This is a genomic window from Haloferula sargassicola (genome assembly GCF_040362925.1).
GTDB classification, from domain to species: domain Bacteria; phylum Verrucomicrobiota; class Verrucomicrobiia; order Verrucomicrobiales; family Akkermansiaceae; genus Haloferula; species Haloferula sargassicola.
Map to the genome: position 1 here is coordinate 311,462 of NZ_BAABRI010000001.1, position 21,617 is coordinate 333,078.

At 66.2% G+C, this 21,617-nt stretch carries 20 protein-coding genes; 12 read left to right on the plus strand and 8 right to left on the minus strand.

The genetic code is table 11. The features are described 5' to 3' along the window. Nucleotides 1-14: 14 nt before the first annotated feature. Nucleotides 15-1,232 (minus strand): hypothetical protein, encoded by a 1,218-nt coding sequence (locus ABXH26_RS01280; protein WP_353565210.1) that lies wholly within the window; start codon nucleotides 1,230-1,232, stop codon nucleotides 15-17. Between the two features lie 229 nt (nucleotides 1,233-1,461). Between ABXH26_RS01280 and ABXH26_RS01285 the strand changes: the two genes are divergently transcribed. Next, a complete protein-coding gene (locus tag ABXH26_RS01285; protein WP_353565211.1) occupies nucleotides 1,462-2,343 on the plus strand; it encodes an HAD family hydrolase in 882 nt (293 codons plus the stop codon). 51 nt (nucleotides 2,344-2,394) lie between these two features. Next, nucleotides 2,395-3,780 (plus strand): UDP-N-acetylmuramate:L-alanyl-gamma-D-glutamyl-meso-diaminopimelate ligase, encoded by a 1,386-nt coding sequence (gene mpl / locus ABXH26_RS01290; RefSeq protein ID WP_353565212.1) that lies wholly within the window; start codon nucleotides 2,395-2,397, stop codon nucleotides 3,778-3,780. On the opposite strand, the gene ABXH26_RS01295 is transcribed toward mpl, so the two are convergent. Then, entirely contained in the window at nucleotides 3,781-4,653 is an 873-nt protein-coding gene (locus ABXH26_RS01295; protein ID WP_353565213.1) for a hypothetical protein, read from the minus strand. 6 nt (nucleotides 4,654-4,659) lie between these two features. Continuing rightward, on the minus strand, nucleotides 4,660-6,591 hold the full coding sequence (gene acs, locus ABXH26_RS01300; RefSeq protein ID WP_353565214.1) for an acetate--CoA ligase: 1,932 nt from the start codon (nucleotides 6,589-6,591) through the stop codon (nucleotides 4,660-4,662). A gap of 150 nt (nucleotides 6,592-6,741) precedes the next feature. On the opposite strand from acs, the gene ABXH26_RS01305 reads away from it, so the two are divergent. Continuing rightward, the gene (locus ABXH26_RS01305; RefSeq protein ID WP_353565215.1) at nucleotides 6,742-6,987 is read left to right on the plus strand and encodes a hypothetical protein; all 246 of its coding nucleotides are present in this window, start codon (nucleotides 6,742-6,744) and stop codon (nucleotides 6,985-6,987) included. Between the two features lie 43 nt (nucleotides 6,988-7,030). Here the strand turns inward: ABXH26_RS01305 and ABXH26_RS01310 are convergent, their stop codons facing one another. Together ABXH26_RS01310 and ABXH26_RS01315 are read right to left on the minus strand one after the other, a co-directional pair. Further along, nucleotides 7,031-7,873: a pseudouridine synthase gene (locus ABXH26_RS01310; RefSeq protein ID WP_353565216.1), complete on the minus strand. Its 843-nt coding sequence runs from the start codon at nucleotides 7,871-7,873 to the stop codon at nucleotides 7,031-7,033. An 89-nt stretch (nucleotides 7,874-7,962) separates the two neighbouring features. Continuing rightward, the gene (locus tag ABXH26_RS01315; protein ID WP_353565217.1) at nucleotides 7,963-8,118 is read right to left on the minus strand and encodes a small basic protein; all 156 of its coding nucleotides are present in this window, start codon (nucleotides 8,116-8,118) and stop codon (nucleotides 7,963-7,965) included. A 370-nt stretch (nucleotides 8,119-8,488) separates the two neighbouring features. Between ABXH26_RS01315 and ABXH26_RS01320 the strand changes: the two genes are divergently transcribed. Both ABXH26_RS01320 and ABXH26_RS01325 read left to right on the plus strand, forming a co-directional pair. Next, nucleotides 8,489-9,865 (plus strand): hypothetical protein, encoded by a 1,377-nt coding sequence (locus tag ABXH26_RS01320; protein WP_353565218.1) that lies wholly within the window; start codon nucleotides 8,489-8,491, stop codon nucleotides 9,863-9,865. 235 nt (nucleotides 9,866-10,100) lie between these two features. Then, nucleotides 10,101-11,573 carry a hypothetical protein gene (locus ABXH26_RS01325; protein WP_353565219.1) on the plus strand — a complete coding sequence of 491 codons (1,473 nt, stop codon included), beginning with the start codon at nucleotides 10,101-10,103 and terminating at the stop codon, nucleotides 11,571-11,573. A gap of 79 nt (nucleotides 11,574-11,652) precedes the next feature. On the opposite strand, the gene upp is transcribed toward ABXH26_RS01325, so the two are convergent. Continuing rightward, entirely contained in the window at nucleotides 11,653-12,270 is a 618-nt protein-coding gene (gene upp / locus ABXH26_RS01330) for a uracil phosphoribosyltransferase (protein ID WP_353565220.1), read from the minus strand. Nucleotides 12,271-12,353: 83 nt separating this feature from the next. Between upp and ABXH26_RS01335 the strand changes: the two genes are divergently transcribed. Continuing rightward, nucleotides 12,354-13,382, plus strand: coding sequence for a hypothetical protein (locus ABXH26_RS01335; protein WP_353565221.1), 1,029 nt, complete (start codon nucleotides 12,354-12,356; stop codon nucleotides 13,380-13,382). Here ABXH26_RS01335 and ABXH26_RS01340 read toward each other — a convergent pair. Together ABXH26_RS01340 and ABXH26_RS01345 are read right to left on the minus strand one after the other, a co-directional pair. Then, nucleotides 13,348-14,049: a FadR/GntR family transcriptional regulator gene (locus ABXH26_RS01340; RefSeq protein WP_353565222.1), complete on the minus strand. Its 702-nt coding sequence runs from the start codon at nucleotides 14,047-14,049 to the stop codon at nucleotides 13,348-13,350. The genes ABXH26_RS01335 and ABXH26_RS01340 overlap by 35 nt on opposite strands. Before the next feature lie 41 nt (nucleotides 14,050-14,090). Then, the gene (locus ABXH26_RS01345) at nucleotides 14,091-14,630 is read right to left on the minus strand and encodes a metal-dependent hydrolase (protein WP_353565223.1); all 540 of its coding nucleotides are present in this window, start codon (nucleotides 14,628-14,630) and stop codon (nucleotides 14,091-14,093) included. Nucleotides 14,631-14,716: 86 nt separating this feature from the next. Between ABXH26_RS01345 and ABXH26_RS01350 the strand changes: the two genes are divergently transcribed. The 6 genes from ABXH26_RS01350 to ABXH26_RS01375 are packed head-to-tail and all read left to right on the plus strand — an operon-like array spanning nucleotide 14,717 to nucleotide 21,250. Next, nucleotides 14,717-15,466, plus strand: coding sequence for an RDD family protein (locus ABXH26_RS01350; RefSeq protein WP_353565224.1), 750 nt, complete (start codon nucleotides 14,717-14,719; stop codon nucleotides 15,464-15,466). Nucleotides 15,467-15,470: 4 nt separating this feature from the next. Beyond that, nucleotides 15,471-16,433, plus strand: coding sequence for a stage II sporulation protein M (locus ABXH26_RS01355; RefSeq protein WP_353565225.1), 963 nt, complete (start codon nucleotides 15,471-15,473; stop codon nucleotides 16,431-16,433). Next, nucleotides 16,430-17,875, plus strand: coding sequence for a DUF4129 domain-containing protein (locus tag ABXH26_RS01360; RefSeq protein ID WP_353565226.1), 1,446 nt, complete (start codon nucleotides 16,430-16,432; stop codon nucleotides 17,873-17,875). Before ABXH26_RS01355 ends, ABXH26_RS01360 begins: the two co-directional genes overlap by 4 nt. Next, the gene (locus tag ABXH26_RS01365; RefSeq protein WP_353565227.1) at nucleotides 17,872-18,960 is read left to right on the plus strand and encodes a DUF4350 domain-containing protein; all 1,089 of its coding nucleotides are present in this window, start codon (nucleotides 17,872-17,874) and stop codon (nucleotides 18,958-18,960) included. Before ABXH26_RS01360 ends, ABXH26_RS01365 begins: the two co-directional genes overlap by 4 nt. Continuing rightward, nucleotides 18,957-19,949, plus strand: coding sequence for an AAA family ATPase (locus ABXH26_RS01370; RefSeq protein WP_353565228.1), 993 nt, complete (start codon nucleotides 18,957-18,959; stop codon nucleotides 19,947-19,949). Before ABXH26_RS01365 ends, ABXH26_RS01370 begins: the two co-directional genes overlap by 4 nt. Continuing rightward, nucleotides 19,946-21,250 carry a DUF58 domain-containing protein gene (locus tag ABXH26_RS01375; RefSeq protein ID WP_353565229.1) on the plus strand — a complete coding sequence of 435 codons (1,305 nt, stop codon included), beginning with the start codon at nucleotides 19,946-19,948 and terminating at the stop codon, nucleotides 21,248-21,250. Before ABXH26_RS01370 ends, ABXH26_RS01375 begins: the two co-directional genes overlap by 4 nt. Nucleotides 21,251-21,617: the final 367 nt, after the last annotated feature.

Here is a 21,617-nt window from a genome sequence, read left to right on the forward strand (position 1 = left end):
GAGAGACGGCCGGGCTACGGACGGATCACCTTCACCTGCACCGCCGAGTAGCCGGTGTTCACCGGCAGGGTGGCGGTCCACTGGACGACCAGCGGATCGGTGCTGATGACGCTGTCGACCGCCGCGGGAACGATGATGGCGTCGCCATCCGCGCGCGGCGTGACCCGGACCTCGACGGTCGAAGCCTGCTCGACGTGGGTGGTCTCGATCACGATCGGGGTGCTCGAGGTTTCCGCCAGCGACACATCGGCTCCGGCGGCCCCGAAGGACGCGCGCGGGTCGGCGGGGGCGGCTTCACCACCGATCGAGACGATGCGGACCTCCGGCGCGGTGGGAGGCGGCCACACCAGGGCAGTGTCACTTTCCGACAGCGGAACCACCGAGGGATCGGGGGAAAGGACGCCCGCGCTGGTGTCGGTGATCCGCTCCAGACGGATCCGGCCGTAGGTGGCGGCCTCCGATTGACCCCCCAGGCCGCCGAGGGCATTGACGGTGCCGGTCCCGCCAAAGTCCGAGCAGACGAGGCGGATGCCGCCGCCCGAGCCGCCGCCGGTGCGATCGCTGAAATAGTAGGGGATGCCGTCCCCGCCATTGGCGCGCAGGGTGCCGTTGACGGTGAGGGTGCCGGTGCAGGCGATGAGGATGGCACCGCCGCCGCCCCCACCACCCTGGACGCGGGTGCCGGCCGCCGCGGAGCCGCCGGAGCCGCCGATCAGCGGGACCAGCGAGGGGTTGCCGTAGGAACGGTCGCCGATGCCGAAATCACCGCCTTTTGCCTGGCGCAGGCCCCCGCCCATGCCGAAGCCGGCACTGTCGCCCACGCCTGCCGAGTAGTAGCCGGTGGCTCCGCGGAAACCGCCGGGCCCGGGTTCGGCAAGCAGCGGGGCGTTGAGCGACTCCTGGCCGTCGAGGCTGACCACGCCATCGATGGTGACATCTCCGGAAACCAGCCACACCACCGGGGCCCGGGAGGGATGGTTGGTGAAGGTGAGCGTGGTGCCGGAGGCGATGTGGACGGAGGAATAGTTGAACACGACCGCCCACTCGTCGGCGTCGTAGATGCCGTGGGCGGTGTTGGCTCCGTCCCAGGCACCGTCGGCGGCGAGGGAGAGGTCGATGGTGGTGTCCGCGGTGATGTCGAGGACCCCGCTGGTGGCATTGGCGCCGGGAATGTTGATGGCCGCCACCGCCGGCGCGACCAGAAGGGCGGCGAGAAGGAACGTCGCTTTCATAGCAATCCCATCCCAAGATGCCTGCGAAATGCGCATCAAGGGGAAATAGGTAAAAATGCGGGAACAAACCCTTAACTCGCTGATCGATAAAGGTCGGCGGCGTTTCAATGATGCGTGGAAGCACGTGGGCCAAAGTCAGGATGGGTGAAATGAGTTGCAGGTTCGCCTATACCGGTTACGGCGATTGCTCTTGCGATTGGCAGGTTGGGTGCTTGGCTGACTCCGCCCTATGGCAGCTCCGCAAAATCGCATCGCTCTGGTCTTTGATTACGACCAGACCCTCAGTCCGAAGTACATGCAGGACGACGTGTTGTTTCCCGAGTTCGGGATCGATCCGGCGCAGTTCTGGAAAAAGTGCAACGATCTGGTCAAAGAGCAGCAGTGGGACGGCGAGCTCGCCTACCTGAAGTGCCTCCTCGACTATCTCGAAATGGACCGCGTCACGAACGCCCGCCTCATGGAGCTGGGTGCGGGCCTGCGCTACTTCCCCGGGGTGCCGGAGGTCTTCGACGAGCTGCCGAAAGCAGTGCTGGGCGCGGACCACGAGGCGGCCGGCATCGCGGTCGAGTTCTACATCATTTCCTCCGGACTCAAGGCACTGCTGGAGGGTTCGCCGCTGGCCGGCCGGGTGCAGCGGATCTTCGGCTGCGAGTTCGGCGAAAACGAAGCCGGCCACATTTCCTTCCCGAAGCGGGCCATCTCCCACACCACCAAGACCCAGTTCCTGTTCCGCATCAACAAGGGCATGCTCGATTACACCCAGGATGTGAACGACCACATGCCGAAGGAACTGCGGCCGATTCCCTTCGAGAACATGGTCTATGTCGGCGACGGACCGACCGATGTGCCGTGCTTCACGGTCATCGCCCGCAACGGCGGTCATGGCATCGCCGTTTACAATCCCGAGGACCCCAGCGGCCGCAGTTTCCGCAAGTGCTTCCAGCTCTGCGCCCACGCCAACCGCGTGAAGCACATCGCCCCGGCCGACTACCGCCAGGGCAGCCACCTGTGGCTGCTGATGACCGAGATGGTGCGGGAAATCGCCGACCGCATCCTGCGCACCCGCGCCGAGGAAAAGGAGCGGGGGACGGTATCGGCGCCGACCTTCTGAGGATTCCGGGTTGGCAGGGAAGGGGCGGCTCCCTAGCTTCGCGCCTCAGCGATGGCCGAAGGTAACAAGCATTTCCATTTCGTCGGGGTCTGCGGGACCGCCATGGGGTCGGTGGCGGTGGCCATGAAGCGCAAGGGTTTCACCGTGACCGGCTCCGATGCCAACGTGTATCCGCCGATGTCCGACTTCCTGCGGGCCGAGGGCATCGAGCTGTCGGAAGGCTACCGCGCGGAAAACATCCCGGCCGGCGCCGACGTGATCGTGATCGGCAACGCCATCAGCCGCGGCAACGAGGAGGCCGAGGCGGCGCTCGAGCGGCGGCTGCTCTACTGCTCGCTGCCGGAGGTGATGAAGGAATATCTGTTGCGCGGAAAACGGAACTTCGTGGTCAGCGGGACCCACGGGAAAACCACCACCTCCTCGATGCTGGCGTGGCTTTTCAAGTCCGCCGGGCGCAATCCCGGATGGATGATCGGCGGCCTGCCCCGCAACCTCGGCCGCGGCGCGGAATTCGGCGAGTCCGAGGTCAACGTGCTGGAGGGTGACGAGTACGACACCGCCTTTTTCGACAAGCGCTCGAAGTTCCTGCATTACCTGCCGGAGGTGGCGGTGATCAACAACATCGAGTTCGACCACGCCGACATCTACGACTCGCTGGAGCAGATCAAGCTGAGCTTCCGCCGGCTGTTGCTGGTAGTGCCGCGCAATGGCCACGCGGTGATCAATGGCGACGACCCGAACTGCCTCGACGTCGCCGAAAAGGCCTTCTGCCAGGTGGCGAAGGTCGGCCTCGGTGAGGGCTGCGACCTGCGGATTACCGACATCGACTACCAGCCGGGCCACAGCGCGTTCACGCTCGCTGGCGAACGCTACCAAATCGCGATGCCCGGCGAATTCAACGTGCGGAACGCCGCGATGGCGGCCACCGCCGCGCGGCTCGGAGGCCTCCCGGTCGAAGCAATCCGCGAGGGTTTGCAAAGCTTCGAAGGCATCGCCCGCCGGCAGGAACTGCGGGGCGTGGTCGGCGGCGTGCGGGTGGTCGATGATTTCGCCCACCATCCCACCGCGATCCGCCAAGCCATCCGCGCCCTGCGCCAGCAATACCCGCAAGGGCGGCTGTGGACGATCTTCGAGCCGCGCTCGAACACCACCAAGCGCAAGGTGTTCCAAAACGAACTGGCCGAATGCTTTGAGGGCGCTGACGTGGCCATCATCGCCGCGCTGCCGGACCCGGAAAAGGTACCGGTCGAGGACCGGCTCGATCCGCAGCAGGTCGCCGCTTCGATTCCCGGCGGGGGCGGACGTTATCTGGCCACGGTGGAGGAAATTGTGGCCGCGGTTTCCCGCGAAGCGGCCGCCGGCGACACGGTGGTCGTGCTGAGCAATGGCGGCTTCGGCGGCATCCACAAGCGCCTGCTCGAAAGCCTCGACCGCTGATCAGGAGGCGTTCGACAGGCGGTGGTTGAGCAGGATCGACCGCCGCAGCGCGGACATCACCTCGACCATCGGCCGCTGCTTGGCGCAGGCCCGGCGGCAGGCGTCGTCCTGGCGGAAATTGAGGCTCACGTGGCGGCCGATCTCGCCGTAGAGCTGCTGCATCTCGGTCACGATCACGCCGATTTCGGCCTTGCAGCGGGAGATCTCGCGGTTCATGTCGCCGATCACATGGAAGGATCCGGCGGTGTCCTCGCGCTGGGTCTTGCGCTCGGTGTCGATCTGCTTGTCCAGGCCGTCGATCCGCTTGTCGAGTGACTCGACCTCCTGCGCGATCGAGTCGCGCTCTGCCTTGATTTCGTCGAACTGCCCGCGCAGCTCCTTCAGCCGCGACTTGGCCTTGGTGACCTCCTCGGCTTTTCCGTCCGCATCCTGTTGCAGGACCTCGAGCTTGGCCTTGACGCCATCGAACACGCGCCGGACCTCGCGGGCGCGGGCGACGATGGTGTCGCGCTTGCGGGCCAAGGCCTCGAGCTCGGTCACCAGGGTGGTCCGCTGGTCCATGAGCGATTCGTTTTTTTCGGAAACGGAGCTCAGCCGCTCGGTCCGCTCGTCATGAGCATCGCGGAGCTTCTCCTCGGCCTTCTCCAGGGTCTCGGTCAGCTCGTCGCGCTTCTTGCTCAGTCGGCGCAGATTCCAGTACTCGATGCCGAGTTCCTCGACCTCCTCGACCTCGGTCCAGATGAGTTCGCCGAGATATTGCTCCGCCTCGCGCAGGAGGTGGGCTTCGGTGGCGGCCTCGCCCATGCGTTTTTGCCGGCGGCTGATGCCGAAGGCGAGGGCGAGGCGGGCGATGGCGTAGCGGCCGGTGGTCATGGGAGGTCAGGACTTGGCCAGACGCTGCTGGAGGTTCTCGATCACCGAGAAGTCCTCCAAGGTCGTCAGGTTGCCGGAGACGCTGCCGGTCGTGACCAACTCTTTCAAGAGCCGACGGATGATTTTTCCGCTACGGGTTTTCGGCAGCGCCGGGGCGAAATGCAGGTCGTCGGGCTTGGCGATCGCGCCGATCACCTTGCCGACGTGGTCGCGCAGCTCCTTTTGCAGCTTTTCGGACTCGTCGAAGCCGGCTTTGAGCGTGACGAAGGCAACCACGGCCTGGCCCTTGAGATCGTCCGGGCGACCGACCACGGCGGCCTCGGCGACGGCCTTGTGGGCGACCAGTGCGCTCTCGACTTCCGCCGTGCCGAGGCGGTGGCCGGAAACGTTGAGCACGTCATCGAGGCGGCCGATGATCCAGAAATTCCCGGCCTTGTCGCGTCGCGCGCTGTCGCCGGCGGTGTAGAGGCCGTCGTAGTCGGACCAGTAGGTTTTCTTGAAACGCGCCTTGTCGCCCCAGATCGTGCGGGTCATCGAGGGCCACGGCTTGCGGATGACGAGGCGGCCCTGTTCGTCGGGCTTCACTTCTTTCCCGGAGTCATCGAGCACGGCGGCATCGATGCCGAAGAAGGGCAGAGTGGCGGTGCCCGGAGGGGTCGGCGTGGCGCCGGGCAGCGGGCTGATCATGATCGCGCCGGTCTCGGTCTGCCACCAGGTGTCGACGATCGGGCAACGGCCGCCGCCGATCTTTTCATGATACCAGCGCCAGGCTTCCGGATTGATCGGCTCGCCAACCGAGCCGAGCAGGCGCAGCGAGGAGAGGTCGTGCTTTTCCGGGAAATGATCGCCCGCCTTGATGAAAGCGCGGATGGCGGTCGGCGCCGTGTAAAAGATGGTGACCCCGTGGTCCTCGATCATTTTCCAAAAGCGGCCGAAGTCCGGGAAGTTCGGCGCGCCCTCGTAGATGACCTGGGTCACGCCCATCGCGAGCGGGCCGTAGACGATGTAGGAGTGGCCGGTGATCCAGCCGACATCGGCGGTGCACCAGTAGATGTCGTCGTCCCGCATGTCGAAGATGTATTTGCAGGTCGCGTAGGTGCCGGTGAGGTAGCCGCCGGTGGTGTGGAGGATGCCCTTGGGCTTTCCGGTCGAGCCGGAGGTGTAGAGGATGAAGAGCGGGTGCTCGCTGTCGAAAGCCTTGGCTTCGTGCTTGGTCGAGGCGTCCGCGGCGAGTTCGTGCCACCAGAAGTCGCGACCTTTTTTCATGGCGACCTTCTGGCCGGTGCGTTGATAGACGATGACGCTTTCGATCGCCTTGTTGCGCTGGATGGCTTCGTCGATGTTGTCCTTGAGCGGGACGACCTTGCCTCGGCGCCAGCCACCGTCGGCGGTGATGATGTGCTTCGCGCCGCTGTCTTCGAGGCGGTCGGCGATCGACTCCGCCGAGAACCCGCCGAAGACGACCGAGTGGACCGCGCCGAGCCGCGCGCAGGCGAGCATCGCGACGGCGGCCTCGGGGATCATCGGCATGTAAATGAGCACCCGGTCCTTGGACTTCACGCCCTGCTTGGAGAGCACGTTGGCGAACTGGCAGACCTCCTTGTGGAGCTGCGCGTAGGTGATGGTGCGGCGGTCGCCGGGTTCGCCTTCGAAAATGATGGCTGCCTTGTTCTTGCGATCGCCGGTGGCATGGCGGTCGAGGCAGGACTCGGTGATGTTGAGCTTGCCGCCGACGAACCATTTGGCGTCCGGCGCGTTCCACTCGAGGACCTTCTTCCACGGCTGCTGCCAGGCGAGTTCCTTGGCCTCCGCGGCCCAGAACTTTTCGGGCTGCTCGACCGACTCCTGCCACATCCTCTTGTATTGTGACATCGAGGAGATGCGGGCGGCTTTGGAGAACTCGTTCGAGGGCTTGTAGACGTCGGAAGATTTGCTCATGGGCTTGGGTTTCTAAGGCGCCACCTTAGAAATCCCGCCCATGGGGCCAATCAAAAGTTGGCGAGAGGAGGTGATCTTTTCGGGTGAAGGAAACGGATGCGCCGGCCCCGGAAGGGAAACCGCCCCCGCACGCCCGCGATCTGTCCTCAGATGACCGCGATTTGTCCCCAGATTGCCGTGATCTGTCCCCAGATTGCCGCGATTTGTCCCCAGATTGCCGTGATCTGTCCCCAGATTGCCGCGATTTGTCCCCAGATTGCCGTGATCTGTCCTCAGATTGCCGCGATCCGTCCTCAGATTGCCGCGATCCGTCCTCAGATTGCCGCGATCCGTCCTCAGATTGCCGTGATCTGTCCCCAGATTGGCGCGATCTGTCCTCAGATTGCCGCAATCTGACCCGGAATGGCCGCCATCCGTGGCAGGACGACGGCCCGCCGATTCAGGACGGCCGCTTTGGCTTCTTGGCGGCCGGGCGCTTCTTGGAAAAGGCCGAGAGCTTCTTGCGCGCGGGCTTGTCCTTGCGGCGGTCGGGCGCCTCACGCTTGGCCTTGACCCGCTTGCGGGAGTCGGGATTCACCGTCAGCGCCTCGATTTCCGCAGGGTCCAGCGGACGATAGGCGCCGATCGGCAGGTCGCTGAGAAAGACCGAGCCGATCCGCACGCGGACCAGCCGCTGGACGCCGTAGCCCATGGCTTCGAGCATGACCCGGATCTGGCGCTTGTAGCCGGTGGTCAGGACGATCCGCAGCCGCCGCGGTGACAGGCGCTCGATCTCCTTCGCCCGCAGCTTGATTTTTCCCTCCTCGACGAAGATGCCGCGCAGGAACTGGTCGAGGTGCTCGTCGCTGACCTGCTGGTTGGCGGTCACGAAGTACTCCTTTTCCACGTCCTTCGACGGGTGGAGCATGCTCTGCGCGAGGTGGCCGTCGTTGGTGAGGATCAGCAGGCCTTCCGATTCGCGGTCGAGGCGGCCGACGTGGTTGAGGTGCGAGAGCTGGACCGGCAGCGCTTCGAAAATGGTGTGGCGGCCGAGTTCGTCGTCCTTCGAGCAGACCAGGCCCTTGGGCTTGTTGAAGGCGATGGTGGTCGTGCGCTTCGGCTGCACGCGCTTGCCATCGACCTTCACGAAATCGCTCGCGGAAACCCGCTCGGCCGGATTGAGGCAGGGCTGGCCGTTGATTTCCACATGGCCGTCCTGGACCATCGCATCGCAGGCACGGCGGGATCCGACGCCGCAGGAGGCGAGGAACTTGTTGAGGCGGGTACCGTCGGAGTCGTTCATGGCGGGGAAATCAGGCAGGCTGGAAACACAAAAGGCGCGGCCCCATCGAGGACCGCGCGCTTTCGGAAAAAACCGGGAAGCGGAAGGCTTCAGGCCTCGCCCTTGGTCTTCGGAAGACCGATCGGCGAGCGGCCATCCTGCCACTGGCCACGGGACTTGAGGACCTTGATGCGCTCGAAGCGCTTCATCACGGAGCGCTTGCCTTCGGCGCCGCCCTTGAGCTTGAGACTGTTGTGCTTGGACATGGGAAAAAATCGCGGTTTGCCTGACGCGGGGCGCGGAAACTAGGAGCAGAGCGAGGCCATGGCAAGGCGAAAGACTGGGGAGATTTCGGGTCGCGCGATTTCGCTTCGGGAATGGCGTTGACACCGGGGGTCCCGCGGGGGCGAGGATGCGATGCTCGGTTTCCCGGACTCCCTCATGATGCATGCAAAACCTTGGTTGATGCTCGGCGCCAGTTGGATGGCGGTCCTTGGACTGGGCTTTGGGGCGCGACGGGCGTTTCATGGATCTCCTGGCGAAGCGCGGAACCATCCGACGGATCCAGGGGTGGCCTCGCGGGAAGCCAGTGAGGGCGGGGCGGCAGGGGAGAGCGAAGCACGGGTTCGGCAGCTCATGGAAGAGACGAAGCGGATGCGGTCGAGCGACACCTTCGAGGACATCCTGCAGATCGATCCGGTCGCGGAATATGGTCGGCTCGCCCTCTGGATGGTCGATGCTTCGGCCGAGGAAATCGCCGGCTATTGGCAGCACTATCGACAGCAGGAAAACCGCAGCAACGACATCAACGACCTGATCTTCATCAACTGGACGCGGCTCGATCCGGAGATGGCGATCGCCGCCTCCGCCGGCACCCCTGACGAACACTACGCTTGGTGGGCCTGGGCCTGCCACGAGCCGCAGAAAGCCTTTGCCGAAGTGCAGGCGCGGAACCCCGACCGGCTCAGCAACGTCGCCTGGGGGCTTGGTGAGTTCCACGGGAAGTGGTTGATGGAGCACTTCGACGAGATCCCTGAAAGTGCTCAAGCGATGGCGCTGCGAGGGCTGACCAAGTGGGACGACGTGGCCGACCCCGGAGCGGTGCTCGATTTCCTGGAGAAAACGGGCAATGGGACGAATCTGGCCATCTACAAAACCCTCATCATCCGTGATCCGTGGGCGGCCTATGACCGCTTGCAGGCCAAAAACGGCAAGGTCATGGGCCAGTATGGCGAAGCCTACGTCGCCACTCAAAACTTCATTCAAACCATGGGCCAGGTGCATCCGGACCTGCTCGTGCGCATGGCGGAAATCACCCCGACCGGGGAGCTCAAGCGCAAGTTGGAAGACCGGGTGTTTCGGAATACGCTGGCCACCGATCCGGAGGCGGCGATTTCCCAGGCGCTGGAAACGAAAGCTCCTCGGGTGGCCGCAAACCGGTTGATCAAAGTCGCGCGGTCGCTCCTCCGGGACGATCCGCAACGGGCCCTCGAAATGGCCCAGCGGCTTTACGCTCTTGGGCCGGAGGCGGTGATGAATACCACGCGCATCGAGCGGGAAAATGGCGCGAGCACCAGCTACGAGTCGGGTCAGGAATACACGGCTCTGGTGAGTGGCTTGATCGCCGTCGATCCCGCGCAGACGATGGAGCTGGTCATCGGTAGCGCCGGTGAGGATGGGGTCGAGTCGCACTGTGTCGACACGGTTGCCAAAACATGGGCAATGCAGGATCTCGAAGCCTACTCCGGCTGGGTGGCATCGCTCGACGAGGGAGCGGCGGGCAAGCAGGCGGTGGTCAGCACGTTGATCAACGAATTGTCCCGCATGAAGATGTATCCGGAAATGATGGCCTGGGTCGCGAGCCGGCCGGATGCCCAGCACCAACTCCGATGGAGAATCCGCGACTGGTGGTCGAGCAATCCCGTAGAAGCACGAGAGTGGGTGGAAACGGCGGATCTTCCCGACCAGACTCGGCAGGGCATTCTCAAGCAATTTGATGCCCATGAAAACTGAAGCTTTCAGCCGGCGCGGCGTTCAAGGGGCCGTAGTCCTCGCCATGGTCGGTCTGCTGATGATCGGTTGGCAGCTCGGCGGACCGGAGGACTCCGCCACCGCGTCGGCCCCCGAATCGCCGACCGCCGCGAAGCTCGCCGAGCGCTCCGACCGACCCGCGGGCCGCTACCGGACGCCGGACCATGCACTTTCCCGGGTCGCGGCCATCCGTGCCCTCGCCTCTCCGGACGAACAGATGCGGGCGACGCTGGCGCTGGTGGATTCGCTGACCCCTGCCGAGCTGCATGACTGGCTGGAAGGCCGCTGGTTTGAGAACTCGGGGGACTACAATCTCTCGCTTTTCAACAAGGCCGCCAAGAAGCGCTGGCGGGCCATCGATCCGGATGGCTTCGCCGTCTGGCAGGTGAAGAATGGCGATATGGGAGCGGATGGCTTGCTCAAGGAGTGGGCGGAAAAGGATCGCCCCCGGCTGGTGCGTTTCCTCGATCAGCATCAGGATGCTCGGCTAGAGTTTAATCTCCTGCGCGACTCCGCGGGAATGGATCCTGATTTCGTCATTGCACGTCTCGAGGCGCTACTCGGCGGGGCGTTCCATGGCCTGGGTTCCGAGGACTATCTGGTCCGCCAGACCCTGAAGAATCTGGCAGAGACGCACCCGGGAAAGGCGGCATCCTTGATGACTACTTTGCCCGCAATCTGGGCAAGACAGGTCGAGCTGGGACTGCTGAGCGCGAGCTTGAATCAATCCTTCAGCGAGGGCTTGCGTTCGCTATGGGACCGGCCGGATGGACTGGCGCTGTTTGCGGAGACGGAGGTCCCGGACAAGTCAGGCAAGATACTCGCCGAGCTGGGCAATCTGCCCGCGGCCTGGCGCAGCGGCCTGGCGGCGGATGCCTGGCGCTATGTCAACGGCCCGGCGGCGGCTGAATGGCTGACGGTGGACTACGAGGCCTATGGGTTTTCCCCTGAAGAAAAGAAGAAGATGCTGACGGCCGCGATCCAGCGTGCCTCGTACGACGAGCCGCGCCAGGCGCTTGAGACGCTCCTCGCCCAGGATTTTTCCGAGAAGGAACGAAAGCGCGCCATCACTTCCATCTTCTCGAACCAACAAGGCGGGAGCCGGGAGGACCTGCTGGCCCTGCTCGATGGCGACGAGCGGGAAATGGCGGCGTCTGTGCTGGAGCAGGTGGCCCAGCCCCAGGACGTCGGGGTCCAGAAAATCGAGACTCCCGACGCTTGGTTCAGCGCGGTGATGGATGCGGACTCAAACCGCTCATGGGCACTCATCGATGAACTCAGCCGGTGGGATGAGAAGAACTCCACCGGACTAAGCAAGGCGTTCCTCGATCTACCCGCGGAGACCAAGGACAAGGTGGTCAAAATGCTCTCCAACAATCGCGGTGATCTGCCCATGGATTTTCGGGCCGAGGTCGTGCGCTACCAGATTGAAAGCGGGGCCACCCGTGGAGATCAAGGCGTGCGAGGTGATGAGGCATCCCAACTGGCGGTCGGGTGGATGAAGAATGATCCGGCCGCCGCCAGCCAATGGGTCAATTCATTGCCGGAAGGAGACGACCGGCTGTGGGCGCAGAAAAATCTCGCCCGCAACTGGGCGCTCTATGATCCCGAAGCCTCGCAGCAATGGGTGAATTCCCTGCCCGCGGCGGATCGAGATGCCGTGAAGACCTACTTGAAAGCGAGAAAGTAGGGCCGGCAAACCTTTGCCGCCGAGCGGAGAGCGGGTGGCAGCATAGCTCGAGGACGGATGTGAAGATCCGTCCCTACCCTCAGGTCCCGAACAACCGGTCCCCCGCATCGCCGAGACCGGGGAGGATGTAGCCTTTTTCGTTGAGGCAACGGTCGAGCGCGGCGGCGTGGACGGGGACTTCCGGCAGCGCGTCTTGCATGGCGCTGACTCCCTCCGGCGAGGCCACGAGCACCGCCAGGGAGACGTGTTTCGCGCCGGCCTCCTGCAGGGTCCGGATGGCCTCGATGGCCGAGCCGCCGGTGGCGAGCATGGGATCGAGCACGATCAGGTCGGAGTCGCCCAGGTCCGCCGGGGCCTTGAAGTAGTAAGGCTCGGGCATCAGCGTGTTTTCATTCCGTGCCAGGCCGATGTGGGCCACCCGGGCGTCGGGCAGGAGGTCGAGGAAGCCATCGAGGAAGCCGATCCCCGCCCGCAGGATGGGCGCGAGGACGAGGTGGCGCTGGAGGGTCACGCCGCTGGTGACCTCGAGCGGCGTTTCGCAGGAAATCGCGCGGGTCGGCAGGTGGGCGGTGACGGTGGGGACCATCAGGGAGGCGATGCGGCGCACCCGCTGGCGGAATTCCGGGCCCGGGCAGGCGCGGTCGCGCAGGCGGGTGAGCTCGGACTGGATCAGCGGGTGGTCTGAAACGTGGAGCATGGCCCTTGCATAGCGATCTCCGGGCCAAGCGGAAGCCCCGATGCTGACAGATCCGCCGCGGGCCGTTAGTAGTTGGCAGACCCATGACCCACGACCTCGTCCTCAAGGCCCCGATCGAGCTCGGCTTCGTGCCGACGCATGCGAAATTCGTCGGCTCCCTGGTCCCGGAGTCCGATGGCCGCCTGCCGCGCGCCGCGGACGGTCGGTTCAAGGTCGTGGAGGCCGTCGAGGCGGTGCTCGCCTGCTCGCCGGTGGCGGTGGCCGCGGTGCAGGTGCCGGTGTTTCCCGGCACGGCGGAGGGCGAGTGGGATGCGGTGATCGCCGACCTGCGCGAGCTGGGACTCGTCGTCCACCTGGTGATCATGATGGGCGGCGTGGACCCGATGGATCCGGCCGACGAAGACGCCACGGTGGCCCAGCTGCGGGTCCCTCTGGAGGCGGCCAAGCGCAACGGAGTGGCCCACGTTTCCGCCACCTCGGTGGAGCTGTGGATGCAGGAAAACGCCCGCCGCAAAGAGGGTGCGGAGTTCGAGCAGGCGGTCGCGCAGTTGGTGAAAATGCACCTGCGCGCCTATCGCGAGGCCGGGCTGGAGGGCTCCTGCGTCGAGGCCTGGCATGTCGAGTTCCTGCGGCCTGGCGAGTTCACGACCTTCACCGATGTCGGCCGGCTGTGGACCTTCGTGAAGGCCGCGAACGAAGCGTTGGGGAAACCGTTTTTCCGCTGCCTGGTCGATGCCTCGCACTGCGGGGACTCGCCCTTGGACATTCCGGCGCACGAGGCGCTGATCGCCGAAATCGCCGCCGGCGGCGGGCTGGGAATCATGCACGCCTCGGCGAAGACGACCCGTGGCTGCCTTTCGACCGACGATGGCTGGACCGCCGCCTTGTTGGCCGCGGCGGCCCGGACGGGCGAGCTGCGGCAGGTGTTCGTGGAAATGTTCCACCACGAGGATCCGGCGCTGGAGGCGCTGAGAAAACTCGATCCGGGGCATGGGATCGATACCCGCGACGGGCGCGGTTACGACCAGGTGGTGGCCGACGGGCTCGGCACGGTGGCGCGGATGCTGAACGGCTACGTCAGCCGCGGCTGGCTTCCTCCGGCGGGTTCGTGAGGTCCACGAAATGCCGCCGCGAGCTGAGCAGGTGGCGGCGCATCGCCTCGGCCGCCTGGCCTCCGTTTCCCGCGACGACGGCATCGAGGATGGCGCGGTGCTGGGCGATCACCTCGCCATACCAGTCGCTCTCGGTGCGGTTGGCCTGGGCGAACTCGATGCAGGGTTTTTCCAGCGCGCCGAGCATGGCGGTGTAGAGCTTGTTGGCGGAGGCCTGGGCGAGCGCCACGTGGAAGGCGATGTCGGCCCGGCTGAACTTCGCCTGCGTGCCGGCGGAGGCTTCCATGGCGGCGATCGCCTGCTCCAGCCGGGCGAGCTGGCGCTGGCCGGCCTGGGTGGCGGCGAGGCGGGCGCACTCGCTTTCGATCAGGATGCGGAAGTCGATCAGCTCGAGGAAATCCGAGGTATCGGCGAGCACCGAGTAGGCCTCGAAGGCGGTGCCGAGGGGATCGAGCGAGGGCAGCGCGATGTAGGTGCCGGAGCCCTTGCGGGAAACGAGCATGCCGCGCCCGCGGAGCTGCTGGATGGCCTCGCGGATGACGGTGCGGCTGGCATCGAAGCGCTCGCTGAGCTTCTCCTCGGAGGGCACCCGCGAGCCGGGCGGCAGGCTTCCCGAGAGGATTTCCTGCTCCAGCTGGCTGGCGATCTGGGCACTGAGGCGCGGCATGCGGCGAATGTGGGCCGGGATGCGGGTGGAGTCGATCCCGCTCACAGGCATTCGCCGGATTCCGCGGCGGGGGCGAAAAAGCCGGCCCGCAGGCGGCGGCGCGACATCAGCAACAGGGCGGTGCCGAGCACGAAGGCGGCGTCGTAGGCGATCCACCAGACCGGGTCGATGTAGAAGTCGCCCAGCACGGCATCGCTCCACGGGTGGAGCCACGGGATGCCTCCCGAAATGGCGTCGGCCGCGAGGTGGAGCATGCTGGCCAGCCACAGCGAGATCGCCACCAGAAGCCGGCTGCCTTTTGGAAAAAATCCGGCCGCAGCCGCCACCACCGGCACCAGGATCGCGAGGAAGAGCAGGGTGTGCGAAAAGCTCGCGTGGCGGGCCTCCAGCGACAGGTGCGGCGAGCACAGGTCCGGCAACACCCCGAACAGCCCGAGCGCCGGCAGCGACCAAGCCGGAAACGCCTCTTCGCGACCTTTGGAGAGCCGGTAGCAATCGGTGGCGAGGGCGATCGAGACCGGCAGCAGCGCGTGGGTTCCGGCGAGCATTGAGGCAAGCTGGCGCGAGAGCGGGCCGGGCACCAGACGGAAGCTGGGGTGCGGGCGGATTTCTGTTCACACTTCGGAGTTTACCCGCCGGGCAAGTTCCCTAGTTTTCACCGGGAAAGATGACCGGTGAGGTGGAGCGACGATTGGACACGCTGCAGGCGATGGAACTCGCCGAGGGCGTCGAAATCCGTCTCCGCATCGCGGGCCCGCTGCCCCGCGGAGGCGCGTTGATGCTCGACCTGATGTTTCAGCTGGTGCTGCTGGTGGCGCTCAGTTTCATCGTCGGGTTGCTCGGGATCTTGAGCGGCTCGCTGGCGATGCGGGGGCTCAACCTGATCGCCTGGTTCGTCATCACCTGGTGGTATCCGGTGCTGTTCGAGGCGGGAAAACGCGGCGCCACCCCAGGCAAGCGGATCTGCGGCTTGCGCGTCGTGCAGCGCTCGGGATCGCCGATCACGATCGGCCAGGCGATCCTGCGCAATTTCCTCCGCTATGCCGACGGCATGCCCTACATGATCGGCGGCATCATGGGCGTGCCGACCTACGGCTTCGCCCTGGTTTCCATGATGGCGACCCAGCGCTTCCAGCGCCTCGGCGACCTGGCCGCGGGCACGGTGGTGGTTTACGACCGGGCCGAGCCCATGCCCAGCGCGGTGCCACCGCCGGTGCAGGAAACGAAGGCCCCGGCGGTGGCGCTGAGCCCGGAGGAGGTGCGGGCCGTGGCCTCGTTCCGCGACCGGCTTTCGACCTGGTCGACCGGGCGGCAGATCGAGATCGCCGACCACGCCCGCGAGCTGAGCGGGACCACGGGGCCGGCCGGGGTGTCGCGCCTGCTGGCGATGGCGAAATGGTTGCAGGAACGGGACTAGGAACGTGAAGGAAGCGGACTTCGAGGCACGGCGCGAGCAGGCGTGGCAGGAATTCGACCAGCTGGTCGGAAGCCTCGAGCGCAACCAGAAGCCGCCGGGCGTGCAGGAGCTGCCGCGGCGTTTTCGCGAGGTCTGCGCGGACCTGGCGCTGGCCAGCCACCGGATGTATCGCAGCGCCACGCTCGAGCGGCTCAACGCGCTGGTGATCCGCGGCTACAAGCTGCTCTACCGCCAGCGCCGCGGCGGGGCCGAAAAGGTGACCCGTTTCGTGGTGCGGGAGTTTCCCGCCGCGGTGCGGGCCGACTGGCGCTTGTTCGTCCTGTGCTCGCTGTTTTTCTGGCTGCCGTTCTTTTCCATGCTGCTGATCGCGGGCAACGACCTCGACTGGGTGCGCGCCATCCTGGGTCCGCAGCAGACGGCGGCGATGGACAGCATGTACGGCAGCCAGGCGGACTCGTTGTCGAACATGCGCAAGGAATTCGGCTCGAACTTCATGATGTTCGGCTTCTACATCTGGAACAACATCGGGATCGACTTCCGCGTCTTCGCCGGCGGCGTGGTGGCCGGGCTGGGGACCCTGTTTTACCTGATCTCGAACGGCCTCAACATCGGCGCTGCCGCTGGCTACGCCACCTACGCCTGCGACCCGAAGGCCTTCTGGCCCTTCGTCGCCGGCCACTCGGCGCCGGAGCTGGTCGGCATGGTGATCGCCGGTATGGCGGGCATGAAGCTGGGCATCGGCGTGCTGCGCCCCGGCCGCATGACCCGCGGGAAATCGCTGGCCGCGGCGGCGAAGCAGGCGCTGCCGCTGATCATCGGGGCCGCCGGGATGACTTTCCTGGCGGCGATCATCGAGGGCTTCTGGTCGGCGCAGGATTTCCCCATCGCCACCAAATACGTCTTTGGCGGCGTCATGTGGCTCCTGCATCTGGCGTACTTCACGCTGCTGGGAAGGAGGGCCGCATGAGGATCGAGGCGGTGACCGCCGAGCTGCGCCCGCGCAGCGACTGGGAGGCGGTGGACCTGGGCCTGGCGCTGGTGCGGCGGGACTTTTCCCGGTTGATCGGCGCGTGGTGGCTGGGCATGCTGCCGGCACTGCTGGTGGGGGCGGGCCTGTGGTTTTTGCACCCGGTGTTCTCGATGCTGTTCTTCTGGTGGTGGGTGCCGGTCGGCTCGCGGCTGGTGCTGTTCCGGCTGAGCCGCGTGCTGTTCGGCGACCGGCCGGGCTGGCGCGACCTGCTGCGCGAGCTGCCGCGGGCGATGCTCCGTCGTTTCGGCCACCGCATGCTGCTGGCGCGCTTTTCGCCGTGGCGACCGCTGACCATGGCGGTGGAGGATCTCGAAGGCCTGCGAGGAAAAAACTACCGGCTCCGCTGCCGGACGCTGATGCGGCGGGGCGATTCGAGCCTGATCCTGATCTTCTTCTGGCGCCTCGGGCTGGTGGCCTGGCTGTTGGTGGCCCTGATCAGCACGGTGGTCCTTTTCCTGCCGGAGGCGGTGCGCCTCGAGTGGGCGGAATACTTTCAAACCTGGTCGGACAGCAGCGTGGACTCGGTCGCCCCGGCCGGCATGGCGTCCACTTGGCTGGTCTGCGCCGCGGCGGTGATGTGCCTGACGGATGTGTTCGCCACCGGGGCGGGCTTCGGGATTTACGTGAACCATCGTACCTGGATCGAGGGCTGGGACGTCGAGCTCGCCTTCCGCCGGATCTCCGCCCGGCTGGCGAAGGTGGCGGTGATGCTGCTGCTGGCTTTTTCCGGGATCGACCGGCTCGGCGCGCAGGAGCCCCAGGAAACGATCGAGCGGGTGCTGGCGGATCCGGCTTTCGAGGTCCACACGAAGACCACCCGCACGCCGGAGCTGTGGGACTGGGTGAAGCGGCTTTTCGATGGCCTGGGAAGTGGCGGCAGGACGGGCGGCGGCGTGTTTTCCGCGCTCGGATGGGTGCTGCTGGTCAGCGTGATCGTGCTCGGCATCGCCGGGCTGGTGTGGCTGGGCTACCGCTACCGCCATGTCTTCAAGCCACCGACCGGTGCGCGCATCGGGCCGTCGAGGCCGCAGGCGAGGGTGGTGATGGGCATGGAAGTCACGGGTGCCAGCCTGCCGGACGACATCACCGCCGCGGCGCTGGCCGCGTGGCGGGAGGGCCGGGGACACGAGGCGCTGGCCCTGCTGTATCGCGGCGCGATTTCGTGGATGATCCGCGTGCCGCGGGTGGAAATCGCGGAGTCCGATACGGAAATGGACTGCCTGCGGCGGGTGAAGGGGGCGTCGCTGGTCGAGGCCGGGTATTTCGAGCAACTGACGGAGGTCTGGAGCCGGCTGGCCTACGCGCGACGGGTGCCGGACGATGCGGTGGTGGAAGGGTTGGTTTCGCGCTGGCCCTTCGGGAAAGGAGGCTCGGCATGAGGCGCTGGCTGGGGCTCTTGCTGCTGGTGGCGCTCGTGCTGAGCAGCTGCGAATACAAGGAGGAGACGCGCGAAACCGGCCACAAGGGCAGGGCGCGGGCGAACCCCTACCTGGCGGCCGAGCGCTTCCTGCAGGAATACGGCTATCCGACTGGCGAGGGCCTGCGCTGGCCGAAGTTCGACTACCAGGAGGCGATGGTCGTCGCGCCGCTGTCGGTGCTCGAATCGGTGGGGCGGGTCGACACGGTGAAGAGCTGGGTTTCCGGCGGCGGACACCTGGTGGTGCTGCTGCGCGATGGCGAGGCCGGTCTCGACGACTGGAGCACGCACGCTTGGAATCCCCCCTTCGATCCCGAAGCGCCCCATGCCTTCGCCACCTGGCTCGAGCGGGCGGGCATGGAGATCCAGACGGAGGAGAAGAAATCGACCGACTCGATCCGCTTCGACGGCGACCGCTTCGAGGTTTTCATGGAGTCCGACCTGCGCCTCGAAAAGGGCCGCTACCTGCTCTCGAAGTCCTGGGGCGACGGGCGGATCACCGCCGTTTCCACCGCCGAGCCTTTCCGCAACCGCTACATCGGCGACTACGATCACGCCGAGCTGCTGCTGGCGCTGGCGAATGTGACCGGCTACGAGGGCCAGGTCATCTTCCTGCGTTTCGCATCGGAGTCGTTCTGGGCGCTGATCTGGGAAAAAGCCTGGCCATTTCTGGTCGCGCTGCTCGTCCTCACCGCCTTGTGGCTGTGGCGAAATTTGCCGCGTTTCGGGCCGGTCGACAGCCACGAGTCGTCCAAGGCCATGCTCGCCAGCGATCATCACCTCGAAGCGCTCGGCGGCTTTCACTGGGATCTCGATCACGGCCGCGGGCTGCTCGCTCCGCTGCGGGAATCGCTGATGGAACGGGCCCATCGTTTCGCCATCGCCAGCGGACGGCAGGATGACGACCTGTTTCAAGTCATCGCCGAGCGCGCCGACCTGACCCGCGAGCGCGCCGAGCGGGCGATGACGATCGAGCTCACCCGCGACAGCGCCAGCTTCACCCGCCTGACCGCCGACCTTCAGCAAATCCACCACTCCCTGCCATGAACGAACCGATGCCCGAAACTCCGCCACCTCCTCATCACGAGTCCGCGCCGACATCCGTGGTCCAGCGCATGCGCGAGCAGATCGAATCGGTGGTCCTCGGCCAGCGCGAGGTGGTCTATCAGGTACTCGCCGGCCTGCTGGCGGGCGGCCACGTGCTGCTGGAGGGAAAGCCCGGTCTCGGGAAAACGCAGTTGGTGCTGGCGATGGCGCGCAGCTTCGCCGGCCGCTTCGGGCGGATCCAGTTCACGCCGGACCTGATGCCCTCGGACGTGACCGGCTTCCGGCTCTTCGACATGAAAAGCCAGACCTTCCAGCTCCGGCAGGGGCCGGTCTTCACCCACCTGCTGCTGGCCGATGAGATCAACCGCGCGCCCGCCAAGACGCAGTCGGCGCTGCTCGAAGTGATGCAGGAGCGGCAGGTCACCATCGATGGCGAAAGCATGCCGCTGAGCCCGCCTTTCATGACGCTGGCCACCCAGAACCCGGTCGAACACGAGGGCACCTACCCGCTGCCCGAGGCGCAGCTCGACCGTTTCCTGATGAAGATCATCCTCGACTACCCGGAGCCGTCCGCCGAGCGCGAGATCGTGACCCGCTCGTCGGCCGAGGCACCGGGCGACTCGCCGGTGGCCCAGGTCGAGGCCGTCGCCACGCCGGAGGACATCGTCCGCGCCCAGGCGGAAACGGCCGCCGTGAGGGTGGTGCCGGAGGTCGTCGACTATGCCGTGGCGATCGTCCAGGCGACCCGTGAATCGCGCGCGGTGGCGCTTGGCGCGGGGACCCGCGGGGCCATCGCGCTGGTGCGGATCGGCAAGGCGGTGGCGAGGCTCCACGGCCGCGATTTCGTGACGCCGGATGACATCAAGGCCGCCTCGCTGCCGGTGCTGCGGCACCGCGTGCAGCTCGCCCCGGAGGTCGCGATCAGCGGCCAGGACATTGATGGAATCCTGAAGTCACTGGTCGAATCGGTGCCCGCTCCCCGCACGTGATTCCCACTTCCAGAGCGGTCGGGCTGGCCTCGTTGTGGCTGCTGGGCGGTCTCGCCGCCTCGGCCGAGCGGATGCTGGTGACGCCGTGGTGGCTGCTCGGCGTGGCCGTGTTCGGGCTGCTGGTCATCGACCTGCTGGCCGGCTTTTCCCTGAAGGGCATCACGCTGACCCGCGAGCTGCCCGGCCGCTTCGCCGTCGGCGAGCCGAGCGAGGTGCGGCTGAAGCTCACCAATGCCACCCGCAGCACGCGGACGATCGAGGTTTTCGACGGCATCCCCGAAGGAGCCGAGGCGCCGGCCATGCCCTGGCGGGGGAAACTGGAGCCCGGCGAGGTGGCGCGGATCGATCACCCGGTGCGGATGCTGGAGCGCGGCCTCGCCCATTTCCGCCCGATGCACCTGCGGGCTCTCTCGCCGCTCGGGCTGTGGTGGCGGCGGGAAACGACGGGCGCCCTCGAGGAGGCCAAGGTTTACCCGGACTACGAGCCGGTGGTCCGCTTCGCCCTGCTGGCGATGCAGGCGCGGCAGGACCAGATGGGGATCGTGCGCAAGTCGCTGGCCGGCTCGAGCCGCGATTTCCACCAGCTCCGCGAGTACCGCGAGGGCGATCCGCTGTCGCAGCTCGACTGGAAGGCCACCTCCCGCCGGCTGCAACTGATCAGCCGCGAGTTCCAGGAGCAGCGCAACCAGACCATCGTCTTCCTGGCCGATACCGGCCGGCGGATGCGGGCCATGGATGGCGACCTGCAGCAGTTCGACCACTGCCTGAACGCGATGCTGCTGGTCTCCTACATCGCGCTCGGCCAGGGCGATCGGGTGGGGGTGCAGTCCTTCGGTGGCAGCGACCTGTGGCTGCCGCCGGTGAAGGGTCGCCACGCCATGCCCACCGTGCTCGACCACCTCTACGACTACCGCACCACCCCGGCCCCCAGTGATTTCACCGCCGCGGCGGAAAAGCTGCAGACCCGCCAGACCCGTCGCGCCATGGTGGTGCTGCTGACCAACCTGCGCGGCGAAGATGCCACCGAGCTGGTGCCCGCGCTGGCAACGCTGACCCGCCGCCACCTCGTGGTGTTGGCCAGCCTGCGCGAGAACGCCCTGCAACAAGCCCGCCAGCAGCCCGTGGCCGGCTTTTCCGATGCCCTCAAGTTCGCCGCCGCCGAGCACTACGACCGCGAGCGCGCCCAGACGCTGGCCACGCTGCGCGGGCACGGCGTGGTCACGATCGACGTGCCGGCGCACGAGCTCCCGATCGCGCTGGCCAACCGCTACCTCGACATCAAGGCCGCTGGTCGGCTGTGAGCGGATCGAAAGCGCTTTGGGAAGGCTGATCGTTCACGCATGCGTGAAAGCGTAATGGCTCGCGGAAGGGCGGAGTGGGATGCTTGGGCGGTTGGAGCACAAGGGCTTCACGACATCACGGGCGCCGGGATTCTCCCCCCTCGGCGCCCGCGTTGTTTTTCCGGGGAAAGGCGGGCAGCGCAGGCTGTGACATGTCCGTGATCGCGTGATGGAGCGCCCCTAACGGATGTGAAAGGCTCCTCGGCGTAAGGGAAATGCACAGCCCCCCAGGGGCCCACGGGCGCCAGAAGTTTTCCCCTTGTGGCGTCCGTGGACATCCCTCCCTCCGCTTGATGGAAGGAGTCCCACGGCCAGCCGCGAAGTTTCG

Bases quoted from the DNA above. Each gene is read 5' to 3' on its own strand.
- ABXH26_RS01280 (WP_353565210.1), bottom strand. From the start codon at position 1,232: ATGAAAGCGACGTTCCTTCTCGCCGCCCTTCTGGTCGCGCCGGCGGTG.
- ABXH26_RS01285 (WP_353565211.1), top strand. From the start codon at position 1,462: ATGGCAGCTCCGCAAAATCGCATCGCTCTGGTCTTTGATTACGACCAG.
- mpl (WP_353565212.1), top strand. From the start codon at position 2,395: ATGGCCGAAGGTAACAAGCATTTCCATTTCGTCGGGGTCTGCGGGACC.
- ABXH26_RS01295 (WP_353565213.1), bottom strand. From the start codon at position 4,653: ATGACCACCGGCCGCTACGCCATCGCCCGCCTCGCCCTCGCCTTCGGC.
- acs (WP_353565214.1), bottom strand. From the start codon at position 6,591: ATGAGCAAATCTTCCGACGTCTACAAGCCCTCGAACGAGTTCTCCAAA.
- ABXH26_RS01305 (WP_353565215.1), top strand. From the start codon at position 6,742: ATGACCGCGATTTGTCCCCAGATTGCCGTGATCTGTCCCCAGATTGCC.
- ABXH26_RS01310 (WP_353565216.1), bottom strand. From the start codon at position 7,873: ATGAACGACTCCGACGGTACCCGCCTCAACAAGTTCCTCGCCTCCTGC.
- ABXH26_RS01315 (WP_353565217.1), bottom strand. From the start codon at position 8,118: ATGTCCAAGCACAACAGTCTCAAGCTCAAGGGCGGCGCCGAAGGCAAG.
- ABXH26_RS01320 (WP_353565218.1), top strand. From the start codon at position 8,489: ATGGAAGAGACGAAGCGGATGCGGTCGAGCGACACCTTCGAGGACATC.
- ABXH26_RS01325 (WP_353565219.1), top strand. From the start codon at position 10,101: ATGCGGGCGACGCTGGCGCTGGTGGATTCGCTGACCCCTGCCGAGCTG.
- upp (WP_353565220.1), bottom strand. From the start codon at position 12,270: ATGCTCCACGTTTCAGACCACCCGCTGATCCAGTCCGAGCTCACCCGC.
- ABXH26_RS01335 (WP_353565221.1), top strand. From the start codon at position 12,354: ATGACCCACGACCTCGTCCTCAAGGCCCCGATCGAGCTCGGCTTCGTG.
- ABXH26_RS01340 (WP_353565222.1), bottom strand. From the start codon at position 14,049: ATGCCGCGCCTCAGTGCCCAGATCGCCAGCCAGCTGGAGCAGGAAATC.
- ABXH26_RS01350 (WP_353565224.1), top strand. From the start codon at position 14,717: ATGACCGGTGAGGTGGAGCGACGATTGGACACGCTGCAGGCGATGGAA.
- ABXH26_RS01360 (WP_353565226.1), top strand. From the start codon at position 16,430: ATGAGGATCGAGGCGGTGACCGCCGAGCTGCGCCCGCGCAGCGACTGG.
- ABXH26_RS01365 (WP_353565227.1), top strand. From the start codon at position 17,872: ATGAGGCGCTGGCTGGGGCTCTTGCTGCTGGTGGCGCTCGTGCTGAGC.
- ABXH26_RS01370 (WP_353565228.1), top strand. From the start codon at position 18,957: ATGAACGAACCGATGCCCGAAACTCCGCCACCTCCTCATCACGAGTCC.